The following is a 17100-nucleotide window of genomic DNA, read 5'->3' as shown; positions in this document are numbered from 1 at the left end:
CCTGTGCAGCTCCGCCAGCGCACCTCAGTGTCGTGCATCGGAGCGGTCGCGCGCCAATCCTTTTCTGAACCGCCGAGCATCCGCACGTCCCGTCCGAGCGCTCGCGACCCGGTGCCCGGTCAACGCGGCCACGCGTCCAGTCACCCACCGGATCCGCGAGCCGACACACCCGTTTCACGAAAGGCCGGCTCACAGTGCTGCGTTACATCGCCCGCAAAGCAGTCGGCTGGTTTTTGATGATCGTCGTCGCGACCAACCTCACGTACTTCCTCGCCAACGCCTTCCTCAAGCCTGCGTCGAACTACACCGCGTTGCGACCGCCTCGAACACCGGCCGAGATCAACCATTCGCTGGCGCTCTACAACCTCAATCCGGACAAACCGATCATCGATCGGTGGTGGCACTGGATATCGGGGATCGTGACGCACTTCGACTGGGGCCAGTCGCCGACCGGGGGCAGCGTCAACGACCAGGTCGCCTACCGGATCTTCGTCAGCGGCCAGTTGGTCCTGGCCTCGACGATCCTGGCCATCGTCATCGGCGTCGGCCTCGGCGTCTACACCGCGTCGCGCCAGTACAAGGCGGCGGACCGGGTGTGGCAGGGCCTCTCGGTGCTGTCCTTCAACACGCCCTCCGCCGTGGCCTCGCTGGCGGTCGTGCTCGTGGCCATCGCCCTGAACCAGTCCCTCGGCAGCACACTGCTGCCGGTCGCGGGCGCGCAGAGCCCCGACGTCGCCGGCTTCTGGGCGGTCCTCGGCTCCCGGGCGACCCACGCGATCCTGCCCACGATCTCGCTGACGTTCATCTCGTACGCGGGGTACCACCTGCTCCAGCGCTCGCTGCTGCTGGACAACATCAACTCCGACTACGTCCGTACGGCGCGCTCCAAGGGGCTGACGCGGAAGCAGGCCATCTACCGGCACGGCCTGCGGACCTCGATCATCCCCGTCGCCACCCAGGTCGCCTTCGCGATGCCGGCCCTGTTCACCGGCGCGGTGATCACCGAGACGGTGTTCGCGTGGCACGGGATGGGCGAGTACTTCACCAAGACCATCAGCACGAACGACGTGCACGGCGTCGTCGCTGTCGCAGCCTTCGGTGCCCTCATGACAGCCATCGGCGCGATCCTCGCCGACCTCGTCATCGTGGCCCTCGACCCCAGGATCAGGGTGAGCTGACGTGGCCATCAACATGCCGGGCGTCGGGCCCGACGCCGAAGGGCTCAGCCCCGCCGCGGCCCCGGCGGAGGACCCCGCGAAGGCCGCCCGAGGCGGCGGACGCACGTCTCCGCTCAAGCTCTACGCGCGGCGATTCGCGCGCAACAAGGCCGCGCTCCTCGGGCTCGTGCTCTTCGCGCTCCTCGTCTTCTTCTCCGTGTTCGGCCGCTTCCTGACCCACTGGAACTTCACGGAGGCGGACTTCACCGCCCTCACCGTGTCGCCGGGGGTGAGCGGGCACCTGCTGGGCACCAACGCCGCGGGCAACGACGTCTACGCCCAACTCGTCCACGGACTGGGCAGGTCGCTGGTCATCGCCGTGACCGTGTCGCTGCTGACCACCGCCATCGCGGGGCTGTTCGGCACCACCGCCGCCTACTTCGGCGGCAAGGTGGAGCGGGCGATGCTCGGGTTCGTGCACTTCCTGCTCATCCTGCCCTCGTTCCTGATCATCGCCCTGGTCGGCACGCACTACCGCGGCGAGTGGCAGGTCCTGGTCGTCGTCCTCACGCTGTTCGGCTGGATGCTCACCGCCCGCGTGATCTGGTCCCTGGCCACGTCCCTGCGGGAGCGCGAGTACGTGATGGCGGCGCGGTTCATGGGCGTCAGCCCGATGCGCACCATCGTCCGCCACCTCGTGCCCAACATCGGGTCGCTGCTGATCGTGACGTTCACCCTCGGCGTCGCCTCGACCGTCCAGGCGGAGACGGCGCTCTCGTTCATCGGCTTCGGCGTCAAGCAGCCCGATGTGTCCCTGGGTTCGATGCTCGCCGACGGACAGAACACGCTGTCCACCGCCCCCTGGCTGTTCTATCTGCCCGCAGCCCTGGTGGTGCTGCTCACCGTCGCGATGGCACTCATCGGCGACGGCCTGCGCGACGCCCTCGACCCCACCTCGCAGTCTGGAGGCCGCGCATGATCGAGCAGCGCGCTGTCACGACCAAGCCCGAGACCCAGCAGCCCCTGCTGTCCGTGCGCGACCTGAAGGTGGCCTTCCCGTCGGAGGCGGGCCGGGTGGACGCCGTACGCGGCGTCTCCTTCGACCTGCACCGCGGCAAGACCCTCGGCATCGTCGGCGAGTCCGGGTCCGGCAAGTCCGTCACGTCGATGGCCGTCATGGGCCTGCTGCCCGACTACGCCTCGGTCACCGGCTCGGTGACGCTCGGCGGGGACAACCTCCTGGACCTCGACGACCGGCAGATGTCGAAGGTGCGCGGCCGGCGCATCGGCATGATCTTCCAGGACCCGCTCTCGTCGCTCACCCCGATCTTCAGCATCGGCGCGCAGATCGTCGAGGCGCTCCAGATCCATCAGGACATCTCCACGGCCGCCGCGTGGAAGCGGGCCGTCGAACTGCTCGACCTCGTCGGCATCCCCAACCCCGACCGCCGCGCGAAGGGCTTCCCGCACGAGTTCTCGGGCGGCATGCGGCAGCGGGCCGTCATCGCGATGGCGATCGCCAACGACCCCGACCTGATCATCGCCGACGAGCCGACCACCGCGCTCGACGTCACCGTGCAGGCCCAGATCCTCGACGTCCTCAAGACGGCCCAGCGGGAGACCGGGGCCGCGGTCGTCATGATCACCCACGACCTCGGAGTGGTGGCCGGCTCCGCCGACGACGTCATGGTGATGTACGCGGGCCGCGCGGTGGAACGGGCCGGCGTGGACGAACTCTTCGCACGCCCGCGCATGCCGTACACCATCGGCCTGATGGGGGCGATACCCCGACTGGACGACCGGGCCAGGGGCGCCCTGATCCCGGTGCCGGGAACGCCGCCGCTCCTCGTCGACCTCCCCGACGCCTGCCCCTTCGCCGCCCGCTGCCCCGTCGTGCAGGACGCCTGCCTCCAGGGCGAACCGCCGCTGGTGGCGCTCGCCGGGAGCGACACCGGCGACGAGCACGCGGCCGCCTGCCTGCGTGCCGCGGAGATCGACGGCGGAGCGATCGGCGGCACGCCGATCTATCCCGTGCCGGCCGTCCGGGAGAGCGGCGTCGCGGCCGTCCCGCGCGAGGACCGGCCGAAGGTCCTCGAACTCTCCGGTGTCACCAAGACGTTCCCCCTCACCCGGGGCGGTCTGCTCAAGCGCAAGGTGGGCACCGTCTTCGCCGTCAACGGCATCGACCTCGACATCCACGAGGGGGAGACGCTCGGCCTCGTCGGCGAGTCCGGCTGCGGCAAGACGACCACGCTGCTGGAGATCATGGGGCTCCAGCCGCCCGAGCAGGGCTCCATCGCCGTCTGCGGGCAGGACACGGCGAACCTCAGGCGGCGGCAGGACATCAGCGCGGTGCGCCGCAACATCCAGATGGTGTTCCAGGACCCCATGGGCGCGCTCGACCCCCGCATGACGGTCTTCGACATCCTCGCCGAGCCGCTCCGCGCGATCGGTGAACGCGACCGGCGGACCCTCGACACCAAGGTCGGGGACCTCATGGAGCTGGTCGGGCTCGACCCCGAGCACCGCGACCGCTTCCCCTCGGCCTTCTCCGGCGGGCAGCGGCAGCGCATCGGCATCGCCCGCGCGCTCGCCACGAAGCCGCAGCTGCTGGTCCTCGACGAACCGGTCTCCGCCCTCGACGTCTCCGTGCAGGCCGGCGTCATCAACCTGCTCAACGACCTCAAGGCCGAGCTGGGCCTGTCGTACCTCTTCGTCGCCCACGACCTGTCGGTGGTGCGCCACATCTCCGACCGCGTGGCGGTGATGTACCTCGGGCGGATCGTCGAGATCGGCGCCACGGACTCGGTCTTCGACGATCCCCGGCACCCCTACACCAGGGCACTCCTGTCGGCGATCCCGCTGCCCGACCCCGTCGCCGAGCGCACCCGGGACCGCGTCCTGCTCAAGGGCGACCTCCCCAGCCCCACCGACGACCGCCCCGGCTGCCGGTTCGTCTCCAGGTGTCCGCTGCACCTGACGCTGTCGGACCCGCAGAAGGAGCAGTGCCGCGGGGTCACTCCGCCACTCACCGCGAGGGGAGGCAGCGACCACCGCGACGCGTGCCACTTCGCGGACACGACCACGTCCACGTCTGTCGACAACTGAGCTGAAAGGCCGTCATGAGAAGAATCGCACTGGGCGGGCTGGCGTTCGCCGCCACCGCCACCCTCGTCCTCTCCGGATGCAGCGGTGGGAGCACCGACAACTCCGGGCAGAAGCACTCGAAGGGCGCCACCTCCGAGAAGGACGTGCTGACCTCGTACAACCCCCAGCCTGCGAGCAACCTGAAGCAGGGCGGGAAGCTGACGCTCCCCATCGTGGAGATCCCCGACCAGCTCAACCCGCTGAACGGCAACGGCTCGCTCTACACGTCGAAGATCGCGTGGTTCTACCAGCCGCAGCTGTCCTTCAACGACCCCAAGGGCAACATCACCTACAACAAGGACTACCTCACCGACGTCAAGCAGGCGACGGTCGACGGCAAGACGCAGGTCACGTACGACATCAACCCCAAGGCCAAGTGGAACGACGGCCAGGACATGGACTGGACGATCTTCCGGGACACCTGGACCGCGCTGAACGGTAAGAACAAGGACTACGTCGTCGGCTCCAGCGACGGCTACTCCAGCATCGCCTCGGTCAAGAAGGGCAAGGACGCCAAGGAGGCGGTCGTCACCTTCACCGGACCCTTCGTGTACTGGAAGTCCCTGTTCTCCTCGGTCCTCAACCCGCACATCGCGAAGGCCGACGCGTTCAACAAGGACTACGTGAGCAACCCCCACGCCGAGTGGGGAGCCGGCCCGTACACGATCTCCAAGTTCGACGCCAAGGGCGGCACCGTCACCTACAAGCCCAACCCCAAGTGGTGGGGCGCGAAGCCGCATCTGGACGAGCTCACCTACGTCCAGATGGAGGACAGCGCGGGCATCAACGCGTTCAAGAACGGCCAGATCGACGCGGTGGCCGCGGGCAACGCCGAGGAGCTCAACCAGGTGAAGTCGGTGCAGGGCACCGAGCTCCGCCGCGGCACGACCACGTCCAACAACCTGCTGGTCTTCAACAGCACCTCGCCGCAGCTGAAGGACCCGGCCGTGCGCAAGGCCATCATGGAGGGGATCGACCGGGCCCAGCTCGCGAAGATCACGTTCCAGGGCCTCGGCTACACCGAGCCGCTGCCCGGCTCGTTCAACCTCTACCCCTTCCAGAAGGGGTACCAGGACAACTTCGGCAAGGTCGTCAAGTTCAGCACCGCCCAGGCGAAGAAGGACCTGGACGCGGCCGGCTGGAAGGCCGGCTCCGACGGCGTGCGCACCAAGGGCGGCCAGAAGCTGGAACTGAGCTTCCCCACCATCGGTGACAGCTCCACCGTCAAGGCGCGTGCCACCGCCCTCGCACAGATGCTGAAGGGCATCGGCGTCACGCTGGACATCAAGGCGCACCCGTCCGCCGACTTCAACAAGGTGTTCACGCAGCGCTCGTTCGACATCTTCGGGATGGGCTTCATCTCCAGCGACCCGAACGGCATGCTCTACATCTGCCAGATGTACTGCTCCGACTCGTCGCTGAACGTCTCCCGCTCGGTGCCGAAGAGCATGGACAAGGAGACCAAGGCCGTCGCGAACCTGCCGACCCTGGACCAGCAGATCGCCGCCGGCAACAAGGTCGAGCTGGAGGCCATGAAGACCTACGGCGTCATGCCGACCCACAACGGCCCGACCATCTGGGCCGTCAAGAAGGGGCTCGCCAACTACGGCGCGGCCCAGTTCTACGGCAACTACGGCGTCACCGGCCCGCCCGAGCTGATCGGCTGGCAGAAGAGCTGAACCGTTGCCCCGGGGCCCCGCCGCAGCACCAGTGCGGCGGGGCCCCGGCGCGTTCACGCCAGGAACACCGCTTGGGGAGCTCGGTGGTCAGCGGGCTGTGCGCCGGCTCCTGGAGAGCACGCGTCCCGGCACGAGGAGCAGGAACAGGCTGTAGTACTGCAGCTGGGGCACGGCGAGGGCGATGGCGAAGGCGACGACCAGCGCGACGACGTTGAGGCGGCTGTCCGTGTGCGCGTCCTGGATCTTCTGCCGGGTCTCCGGGGCGTCTCCCTCTTCGACCAGCGAGGGAGAGGACTTGAGGATGCGCAGCATCGCCGACCGGCACACCATGCTCGCCAGAAGTGTGGCGTAGTAGAACGCCATCACGAAGCGGTCGCGGCCGAAGGCGCCGATCATCTCGGTCGGCAGGGGGAGTACGACGACGGACAGCAGCCACCCCATGTTCCACACGGTCAGGGGGCGGGTGACCTTCGCGATCGACGAGAAGGTCCGGTGGTGCTCCCCCCAGATGTTCGCGATGACCAGGAAGCTGAGCAGGAAGCTCCAGATCTGGTTCACGTGGCCGGTGACCACCTCGCTGGCGGGCTCGTGGGCGGACGAGACCTCCGGGACGAGGTCCACCAGCGGCAGGATCAGCAGGGTGATGGAGATCGCCGTCACGGCGTCGGTGAAGAGGACCAGCCGCTCTCCCGAGGCGCCGCCCCGCTCGCCCCCGTCCGGAGGCGAAGCCTGACCTGGCAGGCCCCCCGTGTCCGGGCCCGTTGCCCCCGTGTTGCCGACGCCGTCACTGGCACCCATACATTCACACCTCTCTGCACGTCCGAGGCGTCCGGCCGCCGCTGCCGGAGCGGGGCTCTTCGCCGGACGTCGACCTTAGTTCATGGGCCGCGGGCCCCAGTTGGCGGGCCGAAGGCCGGGGACGGGGCGGCTCTTGCCTCTCCCGGGCAGGCCGGCCGGGCGGACGAGCGACGTGGTGGCAACGGGAGCGGTGTGAACGGGGGGCAGTGTGAGGTTCGCGCCGTTGCCGTCGCCGACGTGGACCGAGACGCCGGTCCAGCGCGCGGTGGCGATGAGCATCGGGACCAACACGTCGTTCCGGGGGCCGTGCACGGCGGGGGAGGGGGCGCTCTGTGCGCCTCACGCGATTGAGCAACGGCCCGGAAGCGATGCCGCATTGACGCCCGCGAAGGTGAAGCCACGCGTGTCCGGCCCCCAGGCGTCCGTCGGCACGTGGACGACGAACAGACGAGTCGGTGCGAGGTCCTCGCCGGAGCCGCCGTGCGCCTCAGTGCCGTCGCCGGCGCCCTGCCGGGTCTCGCGATCTGGCTCCCCTACGGCCGACGGGGTCTGTCGGGAAGCGTCGAGGGCGAGACCCGTCAGGCCGTTCTCCGGCTGGGCCTGCCGGTCCTGCTCCTCGGCGGGGCAGCCGCAGCTCTGAGCGCGTTGGCGGCGGTGCGGGGCCGGTGGCCCTGCGCTCTGGTGCCTGCGGCCGTCGTAGGGGGACTCGTCATCATCGGATATGGCCTCGACGTGCTGTCGGCCCGCAGGCGACAGGGCATTGCGGGCCGTCTCGCTGATCCCGCCCTCAAGTCAAGGGTCGGGCATGCGCGGTTCGGACGAGCGCGCAGCCCGCCGTGGGCGCGTCGCCGCGGTCGGCTTCGACGCCGTCGGCCTCGGCAGGCTGGTCGGGAGAGGGCGCTGCGGACCCAACACTCCGCTCTGCCCCGCCGTGCGCGGGGCCGGCCTCCGTCAGACCTGCCCCCGGGACTTCGCGACGTCGGCGCAGCCGGCACCGAGGGTCCCGGGACAGGCCGATCGGATCGGAGAACTTGCCGGCCCGTCAAAGCTCCGGGCGCTGGACCGGCGCGGCGAGCGACCGGCGAAACGTTGCTCGCCGCCTGTTGCGGCAGACGCGGGTGGGCGGCGACCCCGCCCAGCTTATTGACTATTTGTAATACCAATAGCAGGCTCTGCTCTGCAAGCGTGAGCACCGCCGCTCCCGGGGCCCTGCCGAACCGTTCCGGCCGAGGCGGGCTCTGTGGCCCCGACTTCGAGGAAGGCTCGTGTGATGTTTGTTCCCTCAGTCCGCCCACGTCGGCCGTGGAGACCGAGGACGAGGCCGTTGTTTCTCGTCCTCGCCAGTGTCTGTCTCGCGCTCGTCGCCCCTCTGCTCACGTCCTCGGCTCAGGCCGACACGGCACCGAGCGCTCCTGCCTCCGCGGCCTACCACACCTCGACGGTGCTGCTCGGCAAAGCGCAGGTGATCGGCTCGCTCTATCAGCCCGACACCCCGAACGGGAATCAGTCCACCGCTCTCCTCCTGACTCATGAGAACGACGACTTCATCGGCAGCGTGCCATGTGTGCAGCTCGCCGCACGCGGATACACCGTGCTGTGTGTCAAGTCCCAGTACGCTGATCAGGCGGCCGCCGACTGGGACTCGCTGGCGCTCGACGTGTCGGCGAGTGTCACGTATCTCCGGGGCCTGCCGGCCGTGGACAAGGTCGTTCTCGTCGGTTGGTCAGGCGGCGGCGCGATCATGTCCTACTACCAGAACGTGGCCCAGAACGGGCTCGCCGCATGCCAGGCCGCGGAGCGGCTGGATCCCTGCGGGGACGACCTGGGCGACATGCCACCGGCCGACGGAGTGGTGCTCCTGGACGCCATTCCGGGGATCGCCTTCTCTGATCTGACGGCGCTCGATGCCTCTGTGACCGATGAAAACGATCTCCGGGTACGCGATGAGTCCCTGGACATGTTTGCCGGCCGGAACGGCTATCTGGCGAACGGCCCCTCCGCCTACAGCCAGACGTTCATCAACCACTACTTGGCCGGCCAGGCCCAGCGGGAGAACCATCTCATAGGACAGGCGCAGAAAACCGGTCGGCAGATCGGGAACGGCAACGGCCAGTATTCCAACGCCGCGCCCATGCCGGTGGGCCGTGACAGTGCCCGGCTGTGGGAGGCGGATCCCGGCCTGCTCTCGCACACCAAGGGCAAGTACCCGGTCATCTCGCCGCAGCACCCGGGCGGAGGCGCCCCACAGGTCGTGCGCTCGGTGCGAGTCCCGTCCGCGGATCCCGACGACAACGAGACGTGGGACTCCAGCAAGGGGGGCTTCACGAACAGTTCCTTCCTGTCCGTGGGCGCCATCCGGGCGACGAACCCGAAGATCACAGCAGATTCGATCAGTGGCATCGACTGGGCGTCGTCCAATACCGCAACTGTCGACAACGTCAAGGGTATACATTCACCCTTGCTCATCATGTCCATGACGGGCCACTACTGGCTTGTGCCGTCGGAGATGTACTACGACAACGCCGTTCACGCCAAGAGCAAGCAGCTCGTTTTCGTGAAGGGTGCCACACACGGCTTCACTCCTTGCACCGCCTGCGCCAAGACTCCGGGCGCGTTCGGCGACACGGTCGCCGAGACGTTCAACTACGTGTCGAGCTGGTTGCAGAAGAACTACGGTGCCTGAATCCCTGATGGCCGGACGCCGGTACCTCGGACGTCCGGCCATCGGGCCGGACCGGCCGGCCGTCAAGCCGTCCTGATACCGGCGCGCCTGCGCAGCGGGTCCGCATCCGTCCGGCTGCCGCTGTCGAGGACCGGCACGCCTCGGATGCAGCCCGCCCGTGGAGCACGGCCCGTAGGCCGCCGCGGGCCCCGAAGTCCCGGAGAGGGTCCGTGAGACGCTGTCGCACCCCTCCCTGACCGGTTGAGCCGCAGGTCGGTCGGAGAGGGGTGCGGCATCGTCGTATCAGATGTCGCGGAAGATCTCGATCTGCGCGCCCACCGAGTTCAGGCGCTCCGCCAGGTCCTCGTAGCCGCGGTTGATCACGTACACGTTGCGCAGGACCGACGTGCCCTCCGCCGCCATCATCGCCAGTAGGACGACCACGGCGGGGCGCAGCGCGGGCGGGCACATCATCTCGGCGGCCCGCCAGCGGGTCGGGCCCTCGACGAGCACGCGGTGCGGGTCGAGGAGCTGGAGGCGGCCGCCGAGGCGGTTGAGGTCGGTGAGGTAGATCGCCCGGTTGTCGTAGACCCAGTCGTGGATCAGGGTCTTGCCCTGCGCCATCGCCGCGATCGCCGCGAAGAACGGGACGTTGTCGATGTTGAGGCCGGGGAACGGCATCGGGTGGATCTTGTCGATCGGGGCCTCCAGCTTGGAGGGGCGGACCGTGAGGTCGACGAGCCGGGTCCGGCCGTTGTCGGCGGGGTACTCGGCCGTCATGTCGTGGTCGAGGCCCATCTCTTCCAGCACGGCCAGCTCGATCTCCAGGAACTCGATCGGGACCCGGCGGATCGTCAGCTGCGACTCCGTGACGACGGCGGCCGCGATCAGGCTCATCGCCTCGACCGGGTCCTCGGAGGGGCAGTAGTCGACGTCCACGTCGATGGAGGGCACACCGTGCACGGTCAGCGTCGTCGTGCCGATGCCCTCGACCCGCACACCCAGGGCTTCGAGGAAGAAGCACAGGTCCTGGACCATGTAGTTCGACGAGGCGTTGCGGATGACGGTGACGCCGTTGTGGCGGGCCGCCGCGAGCAGGGCGTTCTCCGTGACGGTGTCCCCGCGCTCGGTCAGGACGATGGGCCGGGCCGGCGCGATCGTCCGGTCGACCTGGGCGTGGTACAGCCCCTCGGTCGCCGCGATGTCCAGGCCGAACCTGCGCAGCGCGATCATGTGGGGCTCGATCGTGCGGGTGCCGAGGTCGCAGCCGCCCGCGTACGGCAGGCGGAAGGAGTCCATGCGGTGCAGGAGCGGCCCCATGAACATGATGATCGACCGGGTGCGGCGGGCCGCGTCGGCGTCGATGGCCTCCATGTCGAGGTCGGCCGGCGGCACGATCTCGAGGTCGACGCCGTCGTTGATCCAGCGGGTGCGCACGCCGATGGAGTTCAGCACCTCCAGCAGGCGGTAGACCTCCTCGATGCGCGCCACGCGGCGCAGCACCGTGCGGCCCTTGTTGAGCAGGGAGCCGCAGAGCAGGGCGACGCAGGCGTTCTTGGACGTCTTGACGTCGATGGAGCCGGAGAGCCTGCGGCCGCCGACGACGCGCAGATGCATCGGACCGGCGTAGCCGAGGGAGACGATCTCACTGTCGAGGGCTTCACCGATGCGCGCGATCATCTCAAGGCTGATGTTCTGGTTGCCGCGCTCGATGCGGTTGACGGCGCTCTGGCTGGTCGCCAGCGCCTCGGCGAGCTGCGTCTGTGTCCAGCCACGGTGCTGCCTGGCGTCGCGGATGAGCTTGCCGATGCGTACGAGGTAGTCGTCTGCCATGAACCAGAGGCTATATCACCGATGAGATAACTCTCAGCCTGGGTGGTCCGTTCGGGTGAACCCGCGTGTCGCGCCCCGTTTCAGGGGTCGGCGAAGCAGCGCGAACGGTGCCCGACCGGCGTGCGACAGCCTCTCGCACGCCCCCGCAGCACATGCATACCCGAACAGGGCCGCGCACCGATCATCGACCCGCACGAACCGGAATCGCAACCGGAACCAATGCTCCGAAAGGCCCCCCGCGGCTCGCGGGGACCGTCCCGGGCCCGGGCGGACTGCCCGGGCCCAAGAACCCGCCGCCGGCCGCGCGGCTGCGGCTCCCGCGGCCCGGGCGACCGCCCGTCAGTGCCCCTTGCGCCGCTTCGTCGTGGTCTTCCGCCAGCCGAACGGGCCCGGCAGATCCATCGAGGTCGTGCTGCGGCCCGTACTGCTGTGCGTGTGGCGCGGTCCGTGGTCGCCGCCGCCCGTGGTGACGGACCACGAGTGGCGGTTGATGTTGAGCCGTACCCCCGGCAGGATCCGGAAGCTCTTACGGAACGTGATCGGCATGACGCCTCCCTCTCTCCCGTCCTGAGCTCCGTATTGCCCGTGCGCGGCGAATCATGTGCGCGAACCCGCGACCCTGCGTGCGCGGTGACGCCGCGTCACGCCGGGAGTCACCTGCCGGGCTGAGGCGTGCCGCCGGCGGCCGACACCTCCACGAACGCGGACGTGCCGTCCTTGTCCAGCCGGAGGATGGGCACCGCCTTGTTCACCGGGCTGCCGTCCTCCCGGAAGGTCAGGAAGCCGCCCGCCCCCGGCACCTGGTTGTTGCCCTGCATCTGCTCGAACATCCGGGCCACCGCGTCCCCGTGCGGGACCCCCTGGCCCCGGTCCGCGAGCGCCGCGCCCTTCTCCGCGGTCAGCACGGCGTCGTGCGCCATCATGGCCTGGCCGTCGTCGCGCGGATCGCTCGGGAACCACTGCGCCAGCGGCCCCTGCGGGCCGAACGCCGCGGCGGACGTGGTGTCGACGACGCGCCGGCCGTCCTTGGCGGTCTCGCGGTACATGTCGGGGTGTGCGAGGCCCGTGTACAGCACGGGGATGCCGGTCCTGGCCGCTTCGTGCAGCCGGTCGGCGGTCAGGTTCGTGGTGTCGTCGCCGGTCATCACCGTGAAGCCGGTCCAGTCGCAGGAGCGGTGCGCGAGCGCCTGGAGGAAGCGGGTGAGGTGGATGCCGCGGCCCGCGAAGTAGATGAGCTGCGGCTTCGCGTCGCACAGATTGGTGGTGATCAGGTCGAGTTCCGTCTCCCAGGACTCGCCGACCGAGGAGTCGTAGGTCTGGACGGCCTTGCCGCGCACCAGGGCGTGGTGGGCGTCGGGATAGGCGGCGACGAACGCCTTGCCCAGCGAGGACGCGTACAGGTTGCCCGCCGCGGCGTCCTGCACGACCGCGGCCGTGCGGTAGGCGTTCGACGACTTGAGGTAGGCGGCGGCGGCGCGCGCCTCGTCGGTGTTGGTGGGTGTGACACGGACGAGGTTCTTGATGTTCGTGATGTTGTCGGCGGTCATCGTGGACGCGACGAGCGCGAGCCGGTGGCGCGACAACTCCCGCACGGCCGCGAGGTCGGCGCCGGTGCTCGGGCCCAGGCCGGTCACGGCGACGAGGTGGTCCTCGTCCCTGCGGGCGACGAGTTCGCCCACGGTGTGCTTCCAGTACGCCGCCTCGCTGCCCGTGTTGGCGATCAGCAGACGCACCGGGGGAGCGGCCTTGATGTCGCCCCGGTTGTGCCGGTACTGCGCCAGGTAGGCGCCCTCCAGCTCGTGGCGGATCGACTCGCGGGAGTTGCTGTCCTGCGCGGTCAGCGTCATCGTCGTCATGTACGCGATGGACACGTAGTCCCCGCCGGCCTCCTTCGCGACCCGGGCGTTCTCCTTCCTGATGCGCCCCTCGACACCCTTCAGGTCGTCGGCGAAGGCGTACGAGCCGTCCGTCACGCCCACGCACTCGTGCGCCGGCCCCTGCTTCACGACGCCGTCCGCACACCGCGCGTCGGCCCGCTGGTACCACGAGACGCCGAAGTACCCGCCGACCGCCACGACGGCGGCGAGCGCCACCGACACCGCCACCCGCCGTACGACGTGCAGCGGCCACTCGATGCGCATGCTCACACCCTCACGCCTCCCCCGCCCCAGTTGTGGGGCTGCTGCCAGTAGCGGTACCGCTCGGCCTCGTTGAGCAGAGGCACGATGTCGTCCCGGCGCAGGTGCGCCAGCTGCGCGTAGCCGTCGGCGACCAGGCCGCTCAGGCGCAGCCCCGGGTCGGCCAGCGGATCGCTCCACAGCCAGCGCGCCGCCACGAGCCCCCGTACCACCTCGGCGGTGTCCACCGCGGTGGCCGGCCCACGGCCGGAGCCGAGCTGCTCGATCAGCTCCAGCGGCCCCACCCGGGTCTCCAGCCGGTTGGGGGCGGCGGTCACCGCCTCCAGTTCGCTGATCCAGCGGGCGGCGGGCTGCGTCGCGAACCGGCGCGTGAGCACGCCGGCGACCTCGTCCACCCGGCCCGTCGCCAGCACGTGGCCGAGCTCCTGGACCGTCCGCCCCTGCGAGCGGTAGTGGTCGGCGAGCAGCTCGTGGGCCAGGTCCCAGTCGCCGGGCCGCTCCGCGAGCTTCCACAGCAGCAGCCGCCGCAGCCACGGGTGCAGGACCGGTTCGAGGCTCGCGGGGTCGAGCAGCCAGCGGGCGCGCGCCTCGGCGAACAGGGCGTCGCCGTGGCCGAGCGCCTGCACGCCCGCCGACAGGTCCCGGGCCGCCGCGCACTCGGCGAGCCGGTCCTGGTCGGCCTCCCCGAGACCGCGCAGCAGGTGGCCGACCGCCAGGTCGACGAGGCGTCCGGTGCGCTCGCCCTGGCGCAGGGTGCGCTCGGGCAGGGAGCGCAGCCACAGGTCCTGCTCGACGCCGCTGTGGGCGGGCGGCCCCGACTGCCGCAGCACGTCGAGCACCTGCTGCACCGCGCGCGGCAGCCCCCCGGTCAGCCGGTGCACGAAGGGCGTCAGCCGGGTGTAGGGGGCGAGTTCGGGCACGCCCCCGAAGCGCAGTTCGATGCGGATGCGGACCTCGTCCGGGCTGAGGTCGCGCAGCCGCAGCGGGTACCACCAGGTGTCCTCGCCGTCGCGGGTGGGCCGGTACTCCCGCCAGTCGGCGAGCGAGGCGCGGTCGGGGCCGCGCAGCCGCCACGGCCAGGTCTCCCCGCTGGCGGGCCCCCAGCGGGGCAGCCACCTGTTCGCACTCGCCACGACGGTGAGCGGGTCGCAGGGGCCGCCGTTGACCACCGTGTCCTCGTGGCGCGCGTGCAGCAGCAGGTCGACGAAGCGGGTCCCGTAGGGCGTGTGCGTGTTGTCGAGCAGCAGCAGGTACGAGCGCGGCATGAAGTTGCGCGCGCAGTTGCGCCGCAGGTCCTCGAGGAACGCGGAGAACAGCAGCCGGTCCAGCCGCTCGTGGTCGCCCGCGTCGCCCTCGTGCCGCCAGTGGTTGATCTCGGCGAGTGCCTCCCACGCGTCCGCGCGCCGGGTCAGCGGGTGGCCGCCGAACCAGTGGGCGCTGCTGGAGAGCTTGCCCGCGAGCCGCTTGCGGCCGTGCCGTACGGCGTTGGAGACGAGCTTGAGGGCGAACTGCGAGACGCCCTCCGGCAGCCCGAGCGCGCCCGCGCCCACGTCGAGGAACGCCGCGAGGTAGTCGCCGTCGTAGCGCTCCTCGTTGTCCTCCTGGAAGTGGTCGAGCTGCCGCCGCACCGCGCGCCGGCCCTCGGCGGAGTCGCGGATGCGCAGGTCCTCGTCGGAGGCCAGCAGCCCGAGGGTCAGCAGGGGGAAGCGCGCCCGCCCGTAGCGGCGCGACTTCTGGCCCATCTGGCGGGCGATCAGGGCGAGCGCGTAGCGGGGGAGCAGCGAGTGGTCGCCCCCGAAGTTCACGTAGGCGAAGGGCTGTTCGCCGCCGAAGCGGTCGAGGACCGCACCGTGGGCCTGGCTCGCGCCGGAGCCGCGCGGGCCGAGGAGCATGGTGACGGGCCGCTCCTCGCCGGGAGGCAGGGTCAGGCACTCCTCGACGAGCGACAGGATGCCGCTGCGGCCGCGCAGGCCGAGTCCCATACCCGGTTCCACCGGTCGCCCCACCTCGTTCCCCCGACAGGAAGTGTGCGTGACTGACCACCGTAGAACGGGAGTTGGCAAATAACACCGGCAGAAACACGATCGTTGCCCGCCGATGGGGCGAATCGGGCCATACCCTCTGTTCGATGTCTTTGGTCTAGTCCAACTTATTGACGCCGTGGGGACGGTGCCTGATTCTGAGCTGCATCCGCAGGCTCCCCCCTCCACCTCACGGGAGATCCGCCCATGAAGCGTCTACGTGCCCTCCTCGGCGGCGCGGCGGCGGTCGCGCTCGCCGGCGCGGGCCTCGCCACGGCCTCGCCGGCCGCGTTCGGCCAGGCCCCCGCCCCCCACGCGGCGGCACACGCGGCCGCCCCGGCGGCCACCGCGTCCACCGCGCAGGCCGCAGCCCTCAGCAACCGGTGGTACGCCGCAGCTCCTTACCTGATGCCGCTGGACAACACGCCGCCCAGCGCGACCGCCATCATGGACGCGTCGGGGCTCAAGGCGTTCCAGCTGGCGTTCATCCTGGCCCCGAACGGCGGCGGCTGCACGCCCACGTGGGGCGGCACCGCGTCCGTGTCGAGCGACACCGCGGTCGCCTCCACCATCTCGGCCATCCGCGCCAAGGGCGGGGACGTCTCGGTCTCCATCGGCGGCTACGGCGGCACCAAGCTCGGCCAGGCGTGCTCCGACGCCGCCTCGACGGCCGCCGCGTACCAGCAGGTCATCACCAAGTACCAGCTGCACGCCATCGACTTCGACCTCGAAGAGCCGGAGTACGAGAACACCGCCGCGGTCGCCCACGAGATCGGCGCCGCCAAGATCCTCCAGCAGAACAACCCCGGCCTGTACGTCTCCGTGACGACCGCCGGCACGGCGGCGGGCACCGGCTGGTTCGGCCAGCAGATGCTCAACGAGGCCAAGTCGCAGGGCTTCACGCCGAACAACTTCTCCATCATGCCGTTCGACGGCGGCTTCAACGGCGCCGCCTCGCAGACCTCCGCGCTCACCGCGTTCAACAAGCTCCTGCAGACCACGTTCGGCTGGAGCGAGGCCACCGCGTACGCCCACGAGGGCTTCTCCGGCATGAACGGCCGCAGTGACACGGGCGAGATCTTCACCCAGTCCGACTTCCAGACGGTCCTGGACTACGCGACCGGCCACGGCATGGACCGCTTCACCTTCTGGTCCCTCAACCGCGACCGGCAGTGCTCGCCGCCCGACAACAACGGCTCCACCTCGGGTGCGTGCAGCAGCGTTCCGCAGTCCGCCTGGGACTTCGCCAAGTACTCGGTGAAGTTCGCCGGCGCGACCCCGCCGAACAACCCGCCGACCGACCCGCCCACCGACCCGGGCAACCCCTCCGGCTGCACCGCGGCCGCGTGGAACGCCACCACGGCCTACGTGGCCGGCAACGAGGTCTCGTACAGCGGCCACGCCTGGAAGGCCAAGTGGTGGACGCAGAACGAGAAGCCGGGCAGCACCGGTGAGTGGGGCGCCTGGCAGGACGAAGGCTCCTGCTGACGTCCCGACCAAATGATCGCGACCGCTCGCACGCGGTGCCCCGGACGGCCCGGCCGACCGGGGCACCGCGCTGTCCGGGCCGCCCTGACACGCCGGGGGAGCGTCCGCTACGGGCCGGAGGCCACCGCACCCGGGCCCGGCGCGCCGGCCTCCGCACCGCCGCCCGGCTCCGGGCGC

General features: G+C 70.1%; 11 protein-coding genes. 6 read left to right on the top strand and 5 right to left on the bottom strand.

Annotated features, from left to right (window positions below):
- The first annotated feature begins 194 nt into the window (after positions 1–194).
- From L1885_RS05255 to L1885_RS05240, 4 genes are read left to right on the top strand one after another with little or no spacing between them, the layout of a single operon-like run.
- Complete coding sequence (locus tag L1885_RS05255; RefSeq protein ID WP_235795783.1) at positions 195–1178, top strand: ABC transporter permease; 984 nt, start codon at positions 195–197, stop codon at positions 1176–1178.
- 1 nt (position 1179) lies between these two features.
- Positions 1180–2136 carry an ABC transporter permease gene (locus L1885_RS05250; RefSeq protein WP_235795782.1) on the top strand — a complete coding sequence of 319 codons (957 nt, stop codon included), beginning with the start codon at positions 1180–1182 and terminating at the stop codon, positions 2134–2136.
- Positions 2133–4265 (top strand): ABC transporter ATP-binding protein, encoded by a 2133-nt coding sequence (locus L1885_RS05245; protein WP_235795781.1) that lies wholly within the window; start codon positions 2133–2135, stop codon positions 4263–4265. Before L1885_RS05250 ends, L1885_RS05245 begins: the two co-directional genes overlap by 4 nt.
- A 14-nt stretch (positions 4266–4279) precedes the next feature.
- Positions 4280–5983 carry an ABC transporter family substrate-binding protein gene (locus L1885_RS05240; protein WP_235795780.1) on the top strand — a complete coding sequence of 568 codons (1704 nt, stop codon included), beginning with the start codon at positions 4280–4282 and terminating at the stop codon, positions 5981–5983.
- 87 nt (positions 5984–6070) lie between these two features.
- Here the strand turns inward: L1885_RS05240 and L1885_RS05235 are convergent, their stop codons facing one another.
- The gene (locus tag L1885_RS05235) at positions 6071–6781 is read right to left on the bottom strand and encodes a TMEM175 family protein (protein ID WP_235795779.1); all 711 of its coding nucleotides are present in this window, start codon (positions 6779–6781) and stop codon (positions 6071–6073) included.
- A gap of 1324 nt (positions 6782–8105) precedes the next feature.
- Between L1885_RS05235 and L1885_RS05230 the strand changes: the two genes are divergently transcribed.
- Positions 8106–9464, top strand: coding sequence for a dienelactone hydrolase family protein (locus L1885_RS05230; RefSeq protein ID WP_235795778.1), 1359 nt, complete (start codon positions 8106–8108; stop codon positions 9462–9464).
- Positions 9465–9746: 282 nt separating this feature from the next.
- On the opposite strand, the gene L1885_RS05225 is transcribed toward L1885_RS05230, so the two are convergent.
- The 4 genes from L1885_RS05225 to L1885_RS05210 all read right to left on the bottom strand — a co-directional run bounded on the left by L1885_RS05225 (position 9747) and on the right by L1885_RS05210 (position 15396).
- Entirely contained in the window at positions 9747–11276 is a 1530-nt protein-coding gene (locus L1885_RS05225; protein WP_235795777.1) for a helix-turn-helix domain-containing protein, read from the bottom strand.
- Positions 11277–11615: 339 nt separating this feature from the next.
- A complete protein-coding gene (locus L1885_RS05220; protein WP_235795776.1) occupies positions 11616–11822 on the bottom strand; it encodes a DUF4236 domain-containing protein in 207 nt (68 codons plus the stop codon).
- Between the two features lie 107 nt (positions 11823–11929).
- Entirely contained in the window at positions 11930–13417 is a 1488-nt protein-coding gene (locus tag L1885_RS05215; RefSeq protein ID WP_235795795.1) for an ABC transporter substrate-binding protein, read from the bottom strand.
- A gap of 2 nt (positions 13418–13419) precedes the next feature.
- Positions 13420–15396, bottom strand: a complete 1977-nt coding sequence (locus tag L1885_RS05210; protein ID WP_235795775.1) for a hypothetical protein — start codon at positions 15394–15396, stop codon at positions 13420–13422.
- Between the two features lie 246 nt (positions 15397–15642).
- Here L1885_RS05210 and L1885_RS05205 point away from each other — a divergent pair, with 246 nt between their 5' ends.
- Complete coding sequence (locus L1885_RS05205; protein ID WP_235795774.1) at positions 15643–16923, top strand: carbohydrate-binding protein; 1281 nt, start codon at positions 15643–15645, stop codon at positions 16921–16923.
- The last annotated feature ends 177 nt before the right edge of the window (positions 16924–17100 follow it).

It is taken from the genome of Streptomyces fuscigenes, from assembly GCF_021556455.1.
GTDB classification, from domain to species: domain Bacteria; phylum Actinomycetota; class Actinomycetes; order Streptomycetales; family Streptomycetaceae; genus Streptomyces; species Streptomyces fuscigenes.
Note: the sequence above shows the minus strand (reverse complement) of the source record. Positions and strands in the feature narration are given on the sequence as shown.